The 16,699-nt window shown below is 70.8% G+C and carries 14 protein-coding genes; 10 read left to right on the forward strand and 4 right to left on the reverse strand.

Annotated elements, in window-relative coordinates:
• The 6 genes from nuoL to BHU06_RS03100 are packed head-to-tail and all read left to right on the forward strand — an operon-like array spanning position 1 to position 6,444.
• Entirely contained in the window at positions 1 to 2,025 is a 2,025-nt protein-coding gene (gene nuoL, locus BHU06_RS03075; protein ID WP_070397647.1) for an NADH-quinone oxidoreductase subunit L, read from the forward strand.
• Between the two features lie 22 nt (positions 2,026 to 2,047).
• On the forward strand, positions 2,048 to 3,523 hold the full coding sequence (locus tag BHU06_RS03080) for an NADH-quinone oxidoreductase subunit M (protein ID WP_070397648.1): 1,476 nt from the start codon (positions 2,048 to 2,050) through the stop codon (positions 3,521 to 3,523).
• Between the two features lie 28 nt (positions 3,524 to 3,551).
• A complete protein-coding gene (gene nuoN, locus BHU06_RS03085) occupies positions 3,552 to 5,048 on the forward strand; it encodes an NADH-quinone oxidoreductase subunit NuoN (protein WP_070397649.1) in 1,497 nt (498 codons plus the stop codon).
• 49 nt (positions 5,049 to 5,097) lie between these two features.
• Complete coding sequence (locus tag BHU06_RS03090; protein ID WP_070397650.1) at positions 5,098 to 5,403, forward strand: DUF2818 family protein; 306 nt, start codon at positions 5,098 to 5,100, stop codon at positions 5,401 to 5,403.
• Between the two features lie 7 nt (positions 5,404 to 5,410).
• Positions 5,411 to 5,977, forward strand: coding sequence for an NUDIX domain-containing protein (locus BHU06_RS03095; protein ID WP_254668108.1), 567 nt, complete (start codon positions 5,411 to 5,413; stop codon positions 5,975 to 5,977).
• Positions 5,974 to 6,444, forward strand: a complete 471-nt coding sequence (locus BHU06_RS03100; protein WP_070397652.1) for a DUF1178 family protein — start codon at positions 5,974 to 5,976, stop codon at positions 6,442 to 6,444. The genes BHU06_RS03095 and BHU06_RS03100 overlap by 4 nt, the downstream gene beginning before the upstream one ends.
• A 162-nt stretch (positions 6,445 to 6,606) precedes the next feature.
• On the opposite strand, the gene BHU06_RS03105 is transcribed toward BHU06_RS03100, so the two are convergent.
• Entirely contained in the window at positions 6,607 to 7,911 is a 1,305-nt protein-coding gene (locus tag BHU06_RS03105) for a Glu/Leu/Phe/Val dehydrogenase (RefSeq protein WP_070397653.1), read from the reverse strand.
• 169 nt (positions 7,912 to 8,080) lie between these two features.
• Between BHU06_RS03105 and BHU06_RS03110 the strand changes: the two genes are divergently transcribed.
• Both BHU06_RS03110 and BHU06_RS03115 read left to right on the forward strand, forming a co-directional pair.
• Entirely contained in the window at positions 8,081 to 9,259 is a 1,179-nt protein-coding gene (locus BHU06_RS03110; protein ID WP_070397654.1) for a YjgN family protein, read from the forward strand.
• Positions 9,260 to 9,265: 6 nt separating this feature from the next.
• Positions 9,266 to 10,321 carry a M48 family metallopeptidase gene (locus tag BHU06_RS03115; RefSeq protein WP_070397655.1) on the forward strand — a complete coding sequence of 352 codons (1,056 nt, stop codon included), beginning with the start codon at positions 9,266 to 9,268 and terminating at the stop codon, positions 10,319 to 10,321.
• Positions 10,322 to 10,352: 31 nt separating this feature from the next.
• Here the strand turns inward: BHU06_RS03115 and BHU06_RS03120 are convergent, their stop codons facing one another.
• Positions 10,353 to 12,134, reverse strand: coding sequence for an ABC transporter transmembrane domain-containing protein (locus BHU06_RS03120; protein WP_070397656.1), 1,782 nt, complete (start codon positions 12,132 to 12,134; stop codon positions 10,353 to 10,355).
• A gap of 305 nt (positions 12,135 to 12,439) precedes the next feature.
• Between BHU06_RS03120 and BHU06_RS03125 the strand changes: the two genes are divergently transcribed.
• Entirely contained in the window at positions 12,440 to 12,709 is a 270-nt protein-coding gene (locus tag BHU06_RS03125; protein ID WP_070397657.1) for a hypothetical protein, read from the forward strand.
• Between the two features lie 30 nt (positions 12,710 to 12,739).
• On the opposite strand, the gene BHU06_RS03130 is transcribed toward BHU06_RS03125, so the two are convergent.
• On the reverse strand, positions 12,740 to 13,867 hold the full coding sequence (locus tag BHU06_RS03130; RefSeq protein WP_070397779.1) for a lipocalin-like domain-containing protein: 1,128 nt from the start codon (positions 13,865 to 13,867) through the stop codon (positions 12,740 to 12,742).
• 5 nt (positions 13,868 to 13,872) lie between these two features.
• Complete coding sequence (locus BHU06_RS03135) at positions 13,873 to 16,401, reverse strand: FtsX-like permease family protein (RefSeq protein ID WP_070397658.1); 2,529 nt, start codon at positions 16,399 to 16,401, stop codon at positions 13,873 to 13,875.
• A gap of 97 nt (positions 16,402 to 16,498) precedes the next feature.
• Between BHU06_RS03135 and BHU06_RS22760 the strand changes: the two genes are divergently transcribed.
• Entirely contained in the window at positions 16,499 to 16,666 is a 168-nt protein-coding gene (locus BHU06_RS22760) for a hypothetical protein (protein ID WP_009515307.1), read from the forward strand.
• Positions 16,667 to 16,699 lie beyond the last annotated feature (33 nt).

Below are 16,699 nucleotides of genomic sequence, written 5' to 3' on the forward strand. Positions count from 1 at the left end.
ATGAGCAACACGCTATCCGCCTCCACGCTGCTCGCCGTGCCGCTGGCGCCCCTGGTGGGCTCGCTGGTGGCCGGCATCCTGGGCACTGCCTTCGGTGGCAACGTCATCGGCCGGCGCGCCTCGCACGGCGCCACCATCCTGGGTGTGCTGGTCGCCTTCATCCTGTCGGTCATGACGCTGGCCGACGTGATCGACGGCGCCCGCTTCAACCAGACCATCTACGAATGGATGGTCATCGGCGGGCTCAAGATGGAGATCGGCTTCCTGGTCGACGGCCTGACCGCGATGATGATGGTGGTGGTCACCTTCGTCTCGCTCATGGTGCACCTCTACACCATCGGCTACATGGCAGACGACGACGGCTACAACCGCTTCTTCGCTTACATCTCGCTGTTCACCTTCTCCATGCTCATGCTGGTCATGAGCAACAACCTGCTGCAGCTGTTCTTCGGCTGGGAGGCGGTGGGTCTCGTGTCCTACCTGCTGATCGGCTTCTGGTTCAACAAGCCCTCGGCGATCTTCGCCAACATGAAGGCCTTCCTGGTCAACCGGGTGGGCGACTTCGGCTTCATCCTCGGCATCGGCCTGATCGTGGCCTACGCCGGCACCATGAACTACAGCGAGATCTTCGCCAAGGCGGGTGAACTCGGTGCCTTGGGCTTCCCAGGCACCGACTGGATGCTGATCACCGTCATCTGCATCTGCCTGTTCATCGGCGCCATGGGCAAGAGCGCGCAGTTCCCGCTGCACGTGTGGCTGCCCGACTCCATGGAAGGCCCCACGCCGATCTCCGCGCTGATCCACGCCGCCACCATGGTGACGGCCGGCATCTTCATGGTCGCGCGCATGAGCCCGCTCTACGAGCTGTCCGACACGGCGCTCAACTTCGTCATGGTCATCGGCGCCATCACCGCGCTGTTCATGGGCTTCCTGGGCATCATCCAGAACGACATCAAGCGCGTGGTGGCCTACTCCACGCTGTCGCAGCTGGGCTACATGACGGTGGCGCTCGGCGCCTCGGCCTACTCGGTCGCGGTCTTCCACCTGATGACGCACGCCTTCTTCAAGGCCCTGCTGTTCCTCGCGGCTGGCTCGGTCATCATGGGCCTGCACCACAACCAGGACATCCGTTGGATGGGCGGCGTGCGCAAGTACATGCCCATCACCTGGCTCACCTCGCTGATCGGCACGCTGGCGCTGATCGGCACGCCGCTGTTGTCGGGCTTCTACTCCAAGGACTCGATCATCGAGGCGGTGCACTTCAGCAACCTGCCGGCCGCCGGGTTCGCCCACTTCGCGGTGCTGGCGGGCGTGTTCGTGACCTCGTTCTATTCGTTCCGCCTGTACTTCCTGGTCTTCCACGGCCAGGAGCGCTACGACCAGAACCCCGACGCGCACCATGACGATCACCACGGCGATCACGGGCATGGCCACGGCGACGGCAAGCCGCACGAGTCGCCCTGGGTGGTGACCCTGCCTCTGGTGCTGCTGGCCATTCCGTCCGTGGTGATCGGCTACTTCACGATCGAGCCCATGGTCATCGGCGACTTCTTCCGCGATGCCATCACCGTCAACGCCGACGCGCACCCCGCGCTGAAGACCTTCGCCGAAGAGTTCCACGGCGCCTGGGCCATGGCCACGCACGCCTTCAGCACGGCGCCGCTGTACCTGGCGCTGGCCGGTGCCGTGAGCGCCTGGTACTGCTACCTGGTCAACCCGGCCGTGCCTGCGGCCATCGCGCGCGCGCTGCGGCCCATCGTGGTCATCCTCGAGAACAAGTACTACATGGACTGGTTCAACGAGAACGTGCTGGCCCGCGCCGCGCGCGGCCTGGGCGTGGGCCTGTGGAAGGGCGGGGACCGTGGCGTCATCGAAGGCGGCGTGGTGAACGCCAGCTGGAAGATCGTCGGCGCCATCGCCGCCGTGGTGCGCCGCGCGCAGACCGGCTACCTCTACCACTACGCGCTGGTGATGCTCGTGGGGGTGATGCTGTTCATGACGTACTTCGTCTGGCTCGCGAAATAAGACAACGAAGAAAGAAAAGACCATGGGTTTGCTGAGCCTTGCCATCTGGACGCCGATCCTCGTGGGCGTCGTGCTGCTCGCGCTGGGGCGCGATCAGCACGCGGGCGTGGTCCGCTGGGTTGCGCTCCTGGGCGCGCTCGCGGGCCTGGCCGTCACCGTGCCGCTGTACACCGGCTTCGAGGTCGGCAGCGCGGCCCTGCAGTTCGTCGAGAAGGCCGTCTGGATCGAGGGCTTCAACGTCCACTACCACCTGGGCGTGGACGGCATCTCGCTGTGGCTGGTGCTGCTAACGGCCTTCACCACCGTCATCGTGGTGATCGCGGGCTGGGAGGTGATCACCGAGCGCGTGAACCAGTACATGGGCGCCTTCCTGATCCTCTCGGGCTTCATGATCGGCGTGTTCAGCGCGCAGGACGCGATGCTGTTCTACGTGTTCTTCGAGGCCACGCTGATCCCGATGTACCTCATCATCGGCATCTGGGGCGGCCCCAACAAGATCTACGCGGCCTTCAAGTTCTTCCTCTACACGCTGCTGGGCTCGCTGCTCATGCTGATCGCGCTGATCTACCTGTACGTGCAGTCGGGTGGCAGCTTCGCGCTCAGCGACTGGTACCGCCTGCCCATCGGCGGCACCGCGCAGACCCTGCTGTTCTTCGCCTTCTTCGCGGCCTTCGCAGTGAAGGTGCCCATGTGGCCGGTGCACACCTGGCTGCCCGACGTGCACGTGGAGGCGCCCACCGGTGGCTCCGCCGTGCTGGCGGCCATCATGCTCAAGCTGGGCGCCTACGGCTTCCTGCGCTTCTCGCTGCCCATCCTGCCCGACGCCTCGCACGAATGGGCCTGGCTGATGATCGCGCTGTCGCTGATCGCGGTGATCTACGTCGGCCTGGTGGCCATGGTCCAGCAGGACATGAAGAAGCTGGTGGCCTATTCGTCCGTGGCGCACATGGGCTTCGTCACGCTGGGCTTCTTCATCTTCAGTGACCTGGGCATGAGCGGTGGCCTGGTGCAGATGGTGTCGCACGGCTTCGTGTCGGCGGCCATGTTCCTGGCCATCGGCGTGCTGTACGACCGGGTGCACTCGCGCGAGATCGCCGACTACGGCGGCGTGGTCAACACCATGCCGCGCTTCGCCGCCTTCGCGCTGCTGTTCACCATGGCCAACGCTGGCCTGCCCGGCACGGCCGGTTTCGTGGGCGAATGGATGGTGATCATCGCCGCCGTCAAGGCCAACTTCTGGATCGGCCTGCTGGCCGCCACCGCCCTGATCTTCGGCGCCGCCTACTCGCTGTGGATGTTCAAGCGCGTCTACCTGGGCGAGCCGGGCAACGACGAGGTGCGCGGCCTGAGCGACATCAATGCGCGCGAATTCCTGGTGATGGCCTTGCTGGCCATCGCCGTGCTCGCCATGGGCGTGTACCCCAAGCCTTTCACCGACGTGATGGACCCGGCCGTGGCCGAGCTGCTGCGCCACGTGGCGAACTCCAAGCTGAACTGACAAGAATAGACCGAGCGAGAACAGCCCCATGATCGACAAACTCAGCTGGGTCGCGGCCTACCCGGAAATTCTGTTGGCGGTGATGACCTGCGTCATCGCGCTGGCCGACCTCGCGGTCAAGACGCCGCTGCGCGGCAGCACCTACGCGCTGACCCTGCTCACCCTGGCCGTCGTCGCGGTGTTCCTCGGCATGGCCGGCGCCTCGGGCAGCACCATCGAGGGCTTCGGCGGCATGATCGTCAGCGACCCCATGGGCAACTGGCTCAAGTGCTTCGCCACCATCGCCCTGATGGCCACCTTGGTCTACGGCCGCGCCTACGCCGGCGCGCGCGACATGCTGCGTGGCGGCGAGCTGTTCAGCCTGAGCCTGTTCGCGCTGCTGGGCATGTTCGTCATGATCTCGGGCCACAACTTCCTGGTGATCTACCTGGGCCTGGAACTGCTCACGCTCTCCAGCTACGCGCTGGTGGCGCTGCGCCGCGACGACACCGCCGCGACCGAAGCCGCCATGAAGTACTTCGTGCTGGGCGCGCTGGCCAGCGGCTTCCTGCTCTACGGCCTGTCCATGGTCTATGGCGCCACGGGCTCGCTCGACATCGGCCAGGTGATGGCGTCCATCGCCGGCGGCGAGGCCACGCTCAAGGGCTCTGTCCAGGTGCTGGTGCTGGGCCTGGTGTTCGTGGTCGCGGGCCTGGCCTTCAAGCTGGGCGTGGCGCCGTTCCACATGTGGGTGCCCGACGTGTACCACGGCGCTCCCACGTCCATCACGCTGCTCATCGGCGGCGCGCCCAAGCTGGCCGCCTTCGCCATCGTGATCCGCCTGCTCGTCGAAGGCCTGCAGCCGCTGGCCGTGGACTGGCAGCAGATGCTGGCCGTGCTGGCCGTGCTCTCGTTGCTGGTGGGCAACCTGGCCGCCATCGCGCAGACCAACCTCAAGCGCATGCTGGCCTTCTCCACCATCGCGCAAATGGGCTTCCTCATGCTGGGCCTGATGGCCGGCGTGTCCGGCGGCGACGGCAGCAACATGGCCAACGCCTACAGCTCGTCCATGTTCTACGTGGTGACCTACGTGCTCACCACGCTGGGCACCTTCGGCGTGATCATCCTGCTCTCGCGCGCGGGCTTCGAGTCCGACACCATCCAGGACCTGGCCGGCCTGAACCAGCGCAGCCCCCTGTACGCAGGCGTCATGGCGGCCTGCATGTTCTCGCTGGCGGGCGTGCCGCCGCTGGTGGGCTTCTACGCCAAGCTCTCGGTGCTGCAGGCGCTGCTGGCCTCGCCCAGCACCTTCCACGTCGGCCTGGCCGTGTTCGCGGTGGTGATGTCGCTGATCGGCGCCTTCTACTACCTGCGCCTGGTCAAGGTGATGTACTTCGACGCGCCCACGCAAAGCGCGCCCATCGAGGCCAGCCTGGACGTGCGCTCGGTGCTGTCGGTGAACGGCGCGCTGGTGCTGATTCTGGGCATCGTGCCGGGCGGCCTCATGGCCGTGTGCGCGCAGGCGGTGGCGGCCCTGTTCGCCTGAGGCCGCGGCGCGGGGAACCCTCCCGCGCCGGACCGCTCACACCGTCGCCATGAACCAAACCGCTCTGATCTGGCTGGTGCTGGCGGCCGCCCTGGTGGCCGCGAACCTGCCCTTCGTCAACAACCGCTGGCTCGCAGTGCTGCCGCGCGCGAAGCCCAAGACGCTGTGGCTGCGCCTGCTCGAACTCGTGCTGCTGTACTTCGCCGTCGGGGCCCTGGGCCTGGCCCTGGAGCAGCGCGTGGGCCAGATCTACCCGCAGGGCTGGGAGTTCTACGCCACCACGGCAAGCCTGTTCCTCACGCTGGCCTTCCCGGGCTTCGTGTACCGCTACCTCTACAAACGCCGCGGTGGATGAGCCTCACCTGACCGAAGCGCCGCTGGCGCGCGCCGAGCTGCTGCGTGGCCACTTCCTGCACGTGGTGCGCGACACCGTGCGCCTGCCCACGGGCGCCGAGGCCACGCGCGAATTCGTGCTGCACCCGGGCGCGGTGATGGTGGTCCCTTTGCTGGACGATGGCCGCGTGGTGCTGGAACGCCAGTACCGCCACCCCATGGGGGCCGTCATGGTGGAGTTTCCCGCTGGCAAGCTCGACGCCGGCGAGGGCAGCCTGGCCTGCGCGCGGCGCGAGCTGCGCGAGGAGACCGGCTACGCGGCCCGGCAATGGGCCTTCGCGGGCCGCCTGGCGCCCACCATCGCGTACTCCGACGAGGTCATCGACGTCTGGTTCGCGCGCGGCCTGAGCCTGGGCGAGCGCGCGCTCGACGACGGCGAGGCGCTGGACGTCTTCACTGCCACGCCGGCCGAACTCCAGGCCTGGTGCCGCGACGGCCGGGTCATCGACAGCAAGACCTTGGTGGGCATGCTGTGGCTGCAGAATGTGCTCAGTGGCCAATGGGTCTTGGACTGGCAGGATAATTGCGCGCCATGAAGGTGCTCGATCTGCAATGCGCCCACCAGCACGTGTTCGAGGGCTGGTTCGGCTCCGAAGACGATTTCCACCAGCAGCTGGAGCGCGGGCTGGTGAGCTGCCCGCTGTGCGGGGATCAGCGCGTGGAGAAAAAACTCTCGGCGCCGCGCCTGAACCTGCGTGCGGGCCGCGAGCCACAGGGCGCGGCCCATGGCCCCGAAGGCCTCACGCTCAGCAACCACCCCGCACAGGCCGAATTGGCCGAGCTGCAGGCGCGCATGCTCAAGGCCATGCGCGAGATCATGGTCAACACCGAAGACGTCGGCGAGCGGTTCGCCGAGCAGGCCCGCGCCATGCACCACGGCGAGATCGAGCGCCGCAACATCCGCGGCCAGACCAGCGCGGCCGTGGCCCTGGAGCTGCTGGAAGAAGGCGTGGAGGTGATGCCCCTGCCCCTGCTGCCGGCGGTGAAAGACACCCTGCAATAGCAGGAATTCTCCCTGCGGCCGCTGCGCAGCTTCCTACCCGGAGCGCGTGCGCAACGCCAGAGATGCCGTGGAACCGGCTTTGCCGGGCCGCGGGCATCGTCCCCCCTCCAAGCGCCGCAGGCGCGCCAGACAGGGGGACGCCGCGCAGCGGCGCAGGGGGAGTCAGGGATACAAGCCGCGCAGATCGCGCGCGTGCAGGATGCGCTGGCAGGCGATGATGAAGGTGGCGGTGCGCAGGCTGACCTTGTGGTCCTCCGACACCTGCCACACGGCCGAGAAGGCGTCCTTCATGATCTTCACCAGGCGGGCGTTGATCTCGTCCTCGGTCCAGAAGAAGCTGGAGAAGTCCTGCACCCACTCGAAGTAGCTCACCGTCACGCCGCCGGCGTTGGCGATCACGTCGGGCAACACGAGCACGCCGCGGTCGTGCAGGATGTCATCGGCTTGCGGGGTGGTGGGGCCGTTGGCGCCTTCGATCACCATGCGGGCCTGGATGCGGCCGGCGTTCTTGTCGGTGATCTGGCCTTCGAGCGCGGCGGGGATGAGGATGTCGCAAGGCACGCCCCAGAAGTCCTCGTTGGGGATGACCTGTCCACCCGCGAAGCCCGCCACGGAGCCGTGGCGGCCCACGTGGTCGAGCAGGGCGGGCACGTTCAGCCCGGCCTCGCTGTAGACCGTGCCGCCATGGTCCTGCACGGCCACCACGCGGGCGCCGGCCTCGGCGAACAGCTTGCCGGCCACGCCACCCACGTTGCCGAAGCCCTGCACGGCCACGCGCGAGCGGGTCACGTCCAGGCCGATGCGGCGCGCGGCCTCGATGCCGACGGTGTACACGCCGCGGCCGGTGGCCTCGCGCCGGCCGAGCGAGCCGCCCAGGTCGACCGGTTTGCCGGTGACCACGCCGGTGGCGGTGGCGCCCTCGTTCATGGAGTACGTGTCCATCATCCAGGCCATGACCTGCTCATTGGTGTTCACGTCGGGCGCGGGGATGTCCTTGGTCGGGCCGATGATGATGCCGATCTCGCTGGTGTAGCGGCGCGTCACGCGCTCGAGTTCGCCGCGCGTGAGCAGCTTCGGGTCGACCCGGATGCCGCCCTTGGCGCCGCCGTAGGGCACGTTCACTGCGGCGTTCTTGATGGACATCCAGGCCGCCAGGGCCATCACCTCGGACAGGGTCACGTCCTGGTGGAAGCGCACGCCGCCCTTGCCGGGCCCGCGGCTGGTGTTGTGCTGCACGCGGTAGCCCTCGAAGTGGGCCACGGTGCCGTTGTCCAGATGGATGGGCACGTCCACGATGAGGGTGCGCTTGGGCCGCTTGAGGGTGTCGACCCAGCGCCCCAGCTTGCCCAGGTAGGGCGCGACGCGATCGACCTGCTGGAGGTAGATGCCCCAGGGGCCGAGGTGGTGGGGGTCGAGGTAGGAGGGCAGGGCCTGGGTCAGCACGGAGGGAGGGGTGGGCGACGACATGGTGGGTCCTTCGATGGGGCATGGCCGCTGCGGGGCCACGGCGCCAAGCACTGTACGCAGCGCCCCGGCGCTTGTCCAAGGCGGGCTGAGGATGGCTCCATGCCTGCGCTGCATGGCCTTGGCCGGCCGGTGCTAGCATCCGCCGGCCTGCTAACAGGAGGGAGGCAAGATGAACAACATCGATAGGCTGGGTGAGGCGCCGGGCGCACCGGATGCGCGGCCCCCGGTGCAAACGCTGCCGATCCGGTTCACCGGCTCAGGCAGCGAGTACTTCCGCATCTGGATCGTGAACCTGTTGTTGGTCCTGGTGACGTTCACGCTGTATTGGCCCTTCGCACGGGCGCGGCGCATCGCGTATTTCCAGAACAACACCCTGGTGGGCGATGACCCGCTGGGTTTTCACGCCAACCCCTGGAAGATGTTCCGCGGCTACCTGGTGGTGGCGCTGTTCGGCCTGGCCTATGGCGTCACCTCGGAAACGGCGCCGCTGGTGGCCGGCGCCATCTTCCTGGTGTTCGCCCTGCTGTGGCCGGCGCTGTGGCGGGCCTCGCTGCAGTTTCGCCTGCGCAACACCAGCTGGCGCGGTGTGCGCCTGAGCTTCGAGGGCGACCTCAAGGGCGCCTACCTGGCCTTCGCGCCGCTGCTGCTGCCCGTGCTGGGTTTCGTGGCCCTGGGCCTGAGCGCGCCCGACCTGGCACCCGGCGAGGGCGCCTCGCCCGAGGAGCGGCGGCGCATGGGCCTGCTGTTCCTGGGCGTGATGGCGCTGTTCGCGCTGGTCATGCCCTGGTGTCTGGCGCGCATCAAGCAGTACCAGCACGGCGGCTACCGCTTTGCTGGCGAGCGCACCGAGCTGCGCGCCGGTGTGCGCCAGTTCTACGGGCTTGGCTTGCGCACCGGCGGCGTGATGCTGCTGGTGGTGCTGATCGTGGGCGCCATCGCGGCGCTGGGCGTGGGCTTGGCGGGGCGCACGGCGGCTGGCGTGCTGATGCTGAGCGGCGCCGTCGCGCTGGGCTATCTGCTGTTTCCCATGCTGGTGGTGACCCACTACACCGCCGCGCTGCAGAACCTGGTGTGGCAGAACACCCGCAGCCGCAACACGCGCTTTCGCAGCGGGCTGGGCTTTGGCGCGCTGGCGCGCGTGACGGCGGTGAACTGGCTGCTGATCGCGCTGACCTTGGGTCTGTATTGGCCTTTCGCCCAGGTGCGCCTGGCGCGCGCCCGGCTGGAGGCCATGGCGCTGCAGGTCAAGGGCTCGGTGAACGACTGGCTGGCGCACGCGCAGCGGCGCGACGTCGGCCCGCTGGGCGACGCCGCGGGCGACTTCTTCGGCATCGACATGGGGTTGTGAGCGGGCATGGGTGAGCCGCTGCCCACGCGCTGGTTCGATGGCCGCAGCCCGCGCGGGCGCGCGGTGCAGCTGCGCGTCGAGGGCGATGAGCTGGTGCTGGAGCCGCTGGACGCGGAGCGCGCCGAGCCGCCGCGGCGCTACCCCCTGCGCGAGGTGCGCTGGCCTGAGCGCCGCACACACGGCCAGCGCCAGACCGAGCTGCCCGACGGCGGCCTGATCCAGCACGCCGACGCCAGCGGCTGGGACGCCTGGTGGGCCGCCCAGGGCCTGCGCGAGTCCTGGGTGGTGGGCTGGCAGCAGAGCTGGCGCGCCACCGCCGCGGCGGTGGTGGGCGCCGTCGCGGTGCTGCTGGCGAGCTGGTTCTGGGGCGTGCCCGTGGCCAGCCAGTTCGTCGCGCAGCGCCTGCCGCTGTCGCTGGACGAGCGCATCGGGCGCGACGGCTTGGCCCAGCTCGACCGCGCGCTGCTCAAGCCCACGCGCCTGGACGAGGCGCGGCGCCAGGCGATCGAGCGGCGCTGGCGGGCCTTCGTCGAGCGCGCCCACCCCGAGGGCGACGCGCCCGCCTGGCGCCTGTCGTTCCGGGATGCGCCCGAGTTGGGCCCCAACGCCCTGGCCCTGCCGGGCGGACAGATGGTCGTGACCGACCAACTGGTCGAGCTGCTGCACGACCGGCCCGACGCGCTGACCGGCGTGCTGGCGCACGAGCTGGGCCACGTGCGCCACCGCGACGGCCTGGACATGCTGGTGCGCGCCAGCCTGCTGAGCGCCATCGTGGGCGTGGTCTTCGGCGACGCCAGCGGCTTCATCGCCAGCGTGCCGGCGGCGCTGCTGACCCAGTCTTACTCGCGCGACGTGGAGCGCCGCGCCGACGCCTACGCGGCCGAGCGGCTGGACCGCGCGGGCCTGTCGCCGGCCGTGATGGTCTCGCTGTTCGAGCGCCTGGCCACCGCGCGAAAAAACCAGGACCGCGACGCCGACGGCGTGCTGCCGATCGCGTTGGCCAGCCACCCGGCGGACGAGGAGCGCATCCGCTTCTTCCGCGAGTGGGCGCCCGAGCGCTGAGGCTGGGCGCGGGCACGCCGCGCCGGCGGAATCAGGCGTTGAACTGCAGAGCCGCCAGGCCCGCGTACACCCCGCCGCGCGCCACCAGCTCGGCGTGCGTGCCTTGCTCCACGAGGCGCCCGTGGTCCATCACCACGATGGGGTCGGCGCGCTGCACCGTGGCCAGCCGGTGGGCGATGACCAGGGTGGTGCGGTTGCGCATGGCGGCCTCCAGCGCCGCCTGCACCACGCGCTCGCTCTGCGCGTCCAGCGCGCTGGTGGCCTCGTCCAGCAGCAGCAGCGGCGGGTTCTTCAGCATGGCGCGCGCGATGGCGATGCGCTGGCGCTGGCCGCCCGACAGGCGCACACCGCGCTCGCCCAGGAAGGTGGCGTAGCCCTCGGGCAGTTGGGCGATGAACTCGTCGGCGAAGGCGGCGCGCGCGGCGGCCTTCACCGCTTCGTCGCTGGCGCCCGGCTGGCCGTAGCGGATGTTCTCCATGGCGCTGCTGGAGAAGATCACCGGGTCCTGCGGCACGATGCCGATGCGCTCGCGCAGGTCCTGCAGCCGCAGGGCGTTGATCGGCGTGCCGTCGAGCACGATGCGGCCCTGCTGCGGGTCGTAGAAGCGCAGCAGCAGCGAGAACACGGTGGTCTTGCCGGCGCCGCTGGGGCCCACGATGGCGACCGTCTGCCCCGGCGCCACCGCCAGCGAAAACCCGTCCAGCGCCGCCTGCGCCGGGCGCGAGGGGTAATTGAAGCGGACTTGCTCGAACGCCAGCGCGCTGCCGCCCGCCGGCAGCGGCGCGTCCACGGCGTTCGCGGGCGATCGCACCGGCGACTCGCTGGCCAGCAGCTCCACCAGGCGCTCGCTCGCGCCCGCGGCGCGCAGCAGGTCGCCGTACACCTCGCCCAGCACGGCCACCGCGCCCGCGAAGATCACCACGTAGAACACCGCCTGGCCCAGCTGCCCCGGCGACAGCTGGCCGTTCAGAACCGCCTGCGTGCCCTGGAACATGCCCCAGAGGATGAGCGCCGCGTTGGCGATGATGACGAAGGCCACCAGCGCGGCGCGCGCCTTGGTGCGGCGCACGGCGGTCTCGAACGCGTGCTGGGTGGATTGCTCGAAGCGTTGGGATTCGCGCCCCTCGGCCGCGTAGCTCTGCACCGTGGGAATCGCGTTCAGCACCTCGGCCGCGATGGAGCTCGAATCGGCGATGCGGTCCTGGCTGGCGCGCGAGAGCCGGCGCACCCGGCGCCCGAACCACATGGCCGGCAGCACCACCAGCAGCACCGTGGCCAGCACCAACACCATCACATAGGGGTGCGACCACACCAGCATCACCAGCGCGCCCAGGCCCATCACCGCGTTGCGCAGGCCCATGGACAACGATGAGCCCACGACGGTCTGGACCAGCGTGGTGTCGGCCGTCAGTCGCGACAGCACCTCGCCGGTCTGCGTGGTCTCGAAGAACTGAGGGCTTTGGCGCAGCACGTGGCGGTACACCGCGTTGCGCAGGTCGGCCGTGATGCGCTCGCCGATCCAGCTGACCAGGTAAAAGCGCACCGCCGAGAACAGGCCCAGCGCCACCGCCACCCCGAACAGCGCCGCGAAATGCTCGCGCAGCGCCAGCACCTGATCACCACGCCCCGCCGGCACCAGGCCGTCGTCGATCAGCAGGCGCAGCGCCACCGGAAACGCCAGCGTGGCCGCCGCCGCCAGCACCAGGAAGAGCAGGGCCAGCCCCATTTGCAGGCGGTAGGGACGCATGAAGGGCAGCAGCCCGGTGAGCGAACGCGGGCTCTTGCCCGAGGGGCGGTCGGAGGCGGTGGCCATGGGGGAGGGGACCCGGAGGTCGGTGCCGAGGGGGGTGCTTAGCTTAGGCCAAGACGCGTGCGCCGAGCGGCGCCGCCCGCCATGCGCCGATCCAGCGCCGGCCCGGCTCGCCGCACCGGTCCAGGCGCCAGTGAAGGGGACGCCCCGAACAACAGCCGCCGAGCGGGCGTGTCAACACGTCGGCATCGGCGTTTCGGCGCAACGCTCGCAGCCGCCGTTGCTTCTTGTCCTCCCCCCGCCATCCCATTGCACGCCATCGAATCGCGTGATAACAATCGCCGCTCCGACACCCCCAGGAGTTCCCCATGCTCAACCGCACCCTGATCCTCGCCGCCGCCCTGGCGTTCACCGCCACCGGTTCCTGGGCCGACGAGGCCACCTGCCAGGCGAAGGCGATGGAGAAGAAGCTGGCCGGCGCCGCCAAGAACTCCTTCATGACCAAGTGCAAGAAGGACGCCACGGCGGCCTGCACCACGGCCGCGGGCGAGAAGAAGCTTTCCGGCGCGGCCAAGACCAGCTTCACCAACAAGTGCGTGCGCGACGCCGTGGGCGCCGAGGACAAGAAGCCGTCCTGATGCCCGCTTGAGCGCGGCGCGCGCGCCGCCTCAGAGCACCAGCCGCTGGGCGTACCCGGTCATTTCCAGGTAGCCCCGCCCCACCAGGCGGCCGTTGCTGTCGATCAGCTCCGACAGGCCTTCCCAGTAGATCGCGCCGGTGCTGGCGCGGCTGTCGAGTTCCTGTGCGTCGACCAGCGCGCGCACGGTGTAGAAGTCGGCCGGCGTGCGCACCAGCCATTCCACGGGGTAGCGCGTGCGCGTGAGCGGGCTGGTCCACCAGCGTTGGGGCTTGAATTCCACCTCGCCCGGGGCGAAGCGGTGGATGGCGTTCGCCTCGCGCGCGTCGGCCGCGGCGCGGAAGGAGCCGCCCGCCCACAGGGCCGAGCCGTCGGCGCGGCGCAGCCGGAAAGCGGTGAGGGCGTGGCCGTCGAACAGGTTCATGCCGATCCAGTCCCAGCCCACGGCCTCGGGGTGCAGCAGGGCCTCGCTCCACTCGTGGTCCAGCCAGGCACTGCCGCTCACCTGGAAGCGCTGGCCGGCCAGGCCCAGGGTGCCGCTCACCTGGAGCTGCGGCTGCGAGACGTAGAAGCTGGACTGCGCGGCGTCCGGCCCCTTGCGCGAGAAGCCCCGGTCGCCCTGCAGCAGCCAGGCCTGCGGCGCGCGGGCCTCGATGTCGATCAGCAGCGTGTCGCCCACGCCGCGCGTGGCGTAGCCGCCGTCGGCGCGGCGGCGGATGAACCAGTCGCGCAGCACCACCTCGGTGTCGGTTTCGCTGGCGAACACGGCGCGTTCGGTGCTGGCGGGCCGTTCGCCGTTCCAGCGCGCGATGCGCTGGTCGTGGTGCAGGCGCCGGCCCGCGACGTCGGTGATGGCGGCGTGCGCGAACAGCAACTGGCGCGCGGCCAGGCGGCCGGGCAGGTCGCGCGCCTCGTCCACGCGGCTGCGGAAGAAAGTGATCTGGAAGCCGAAGTCGCGGCCGCCGCCGTCGCGCGCGTGGCCGGTGAGGTACCACCACTCGGTGCGCGTGTCGGGGTGGCTGCCGTGGTCGCGCGGGAACACCAGTTCGCGCGGGCGCAGGGTGTCGCCGGGGCGGGCGATGTCGCGCGCCGGCGCCAGCGGCCAGGCCAGGGCGGCGGCGCTGCCGAGCAGCCAGTGGCGGCGGGAGAGGGGGTGCATGGCGTTCACCAGTCCTGCCTGACGGCCTGCACCGCGTCGCGGCTGGCCGCCGCGCGCCCGGCCAGCCAGGCCGTGAGCGTGCCGGCCAGCACCACCGCCAGCGCCAGCGCACCCAGCCGCGCCCAGGGCAGCACCAGGTCCATGGTCCAGTGGAAGCTCTGTGGATTGACCACGTGCACCAGCACCAGGCTGACCAGCAGGCCCAGGGCCGTGCCGGCCAGCGCGCCCAGGGCCGTCCAGGCCAGGCCCTCGGCCGCCACCACGCCCAGGATCTGGCGCCGCGTGAGGCCCAGGTGCGCGAGCAAGCCGAACTCCTTGCGCCGCACCAGCACCTGCGCGCTGAAGCTCGCGGCCACGCCGAACAGGCCGATGCCGATGGCCACGGCCTGCAGCCAGACGGTGACGGCGAAGCTGCGGTCGAAGATGCGCAGCGAGGCGGCGCGGATCTGCTCCGCCGAGGCGAACTCGATGCTGTCCTGCAGGCCCTGCGCTTGCGCGAGTGCGTCGATGGCGTCGCGCACCGCCTGCGGGTCGGCGCCGGGCGCCAGGTGCAGCGCCAGGTCGCTCACGAGGCGCTCGCCGCTCAGGCGCGCGAAGGTGTCGGCGTCGATGGCCACGCTGCCGTGCTGGCGCGCGTAGTCGCGCCAGACGCCGGCCACCACGTAGCGGGCGCGCCGGGCCTCGGGCGCGGCCAGGGCCTGGGCCAGCGCGGGCAGGGGTTGGCCCAGGCGTGCGCCATACAGGTCGGCCATGGCCTCGCTCGCATAGACGGGCACGTCGGGCGCGGCCACGGCGGCGGTCTCGCCCACCAGGGGCAGCGGCAAAGGATCGCCGCGCAGCGGGCGCACCACCAGCGTCACCGGCGGGCGCGCGGGGTCGAACTGCAGGGGCAGGGCGCGCAGCGGGTCGGCGCGCGCCACCCCGGGCACGGCCGACACCGCGTCCACGAAGGCGGGCGGCAGGTGCTGGCTGTCCCCGGCGCCGCCGCTGCCGCGCAGGTAGAGCGGGGCGGGCAGCACGGTGTCCAGCCAGTGCGTCACCGAGTCGCGAAAGCTCGCCACCATGACCGTGAGCGCCACCGACAGGGCCAGGCTGGCCACCACGCCGCTGGTGGCCACGGCGGCGGTCTCGCGCAGGCGGCGCGCGCGCTCCACCGCCAGCAGCGGCAACAGGTGGCGCATGGTGTGCGGCGCGAGGCGGTCCAGCAGGGCCGACACGCTCAGCGGCAGCGCCGCGATACCGCCGACCAGCAGCAGGCCCACCGACACATAGGCCCCCAGCGGCAGGCCGGCCACGGGCGGCGCCAGCGCGGCCAGGCCGGCGAGCAGCAGCAGCCCCAGGGCCAGTGTGTGCCGCCGCGCCGTGGGCGCGTCCGTGCCCAGGCCCTTGAGCGCCTGCGCCGGCGCCAGGGCCTGCGCCGCGCGCGCCGGCCACCAGCCGCCGGCCACGGCCGCCGCCACGCCCAGCGCGCCGTACAGCAGCGCGGCCCACGGGCTCCAGCGCAGGGCGGGCGACACGCCGGTGAAGTAGCCGCCGCCCAGGTCGCCGCCGAGCTGGCGCAGCGCGAGCGCCGCCACGGCGCTGCCCAGGGCCACGCCGATGGCGCCGCCCAGCAGGCCCAGCAGGGCCGATTCGGCCAGCACCAGGCGCAGCCGCTCGCGCGCCGACAGGCCCAGCACGCCCAGCAGCGCCAGCGGCCCCTGCCGCCGAGCGACCGACAGGGACAGCACCGAGAACACCAGGAAGGCCCCCGTGAACAGGGCCACCAGCGCCAGCACCGTGAGGTTGACGCGGTAGGCGCGCGACAGGTTGCTGATGCGCTCGCCCGCCTGTTCGGGGCGCTGGGCCAGGGTGCCCGGGGGCAGTTGCAGCTCGTCCAGCACGCGCTCGGCCGGTGCGCCGGGGACCAGCCGCAGGTCGACGCGGCTGAGCGCGCCGATCCGCCCGGCCAGGGCCTGGGCGGCCGCAATGTCCATCACCAGCACCGGCGCGCCGGGCGCGTTCACCTGGCCGGCGACGCGCAAGGCGTGATCGGCCGCGCCCAGCCGCAGCCCGACGGTGGCGGCGCCGCCGACGGCCTGGCGCGCGCTCGCGTTCAGGAACACGGCGTCGGGCGCGAACAGGTCCAGGCGGCGGCCGCCGTCCCCACCCGTCAGCGGCATCAGCGCGGGCGCCACGCGGCCCACGCTGAGAGCGTCCACGCCGATCAGGCGCGCCGGCAGGCGCTCGCCGCGGGCCGTGGCCAGCGAGGCGGGCAGCTCCAGCACCGGGCTGGCCGCCGCCACGCCCGGGTGCGCGGCCACGCGCTCGAACAGGGCGTCGTCCAGCAGGCCCTGGCGGGCGCGCAGCTCGATGTCGGGCTGGCCGTTGACGGCGCTCACGGCGTCGCGGAATTCGGCCAGGGCTGAGGCGTTGATGAGCTGCACCGCCAGCGCCAGCGCCACGCCCAGCGCCACGGCGAGCACGGCGATGGCCGTGCGCCAGGGGTGGTGGCGGAACTCGGGCCAGGAGACGGTGGCGAGCAGGCGAAGCATGCGGGCAGCATACGTGGACGGGGGTGGTGCGCGAAGGCGTCCGCGTCCTGTGGTCCAATACCGGTTTTTCGTCACCCGCCGCTCTAAGGAAAGTGCCATGGGCAACAAGATCGTCACCGAGGCCGACCGCAAGGCCACCCCCCGTCCCGTCGCTGCCAATGGCGTCGTGCTGCCCACCCCCGGCCGTGGCCAGCGCCGCAGCCTGGAGCGCGGCGTGGCCACGCGCAGCAAGAAGAACCCGGGCAAGCGCCCGCACAGCGGCTGATCGCTGCGGTTCCCGGCAAAAGCCCGCTCCGGC

This window comes from Hydrogenophaga sp. PML113, from assembly GCF_001777155.1.
In the GTDB taxonomy this organism is placed as follows: Bacteria; Pseudomonadota; Gammaproteobacteria; order Burkholderiales; family Burkholderiaceae_C; genus Hydrogenophaga; species Hydrogenophaga borbori.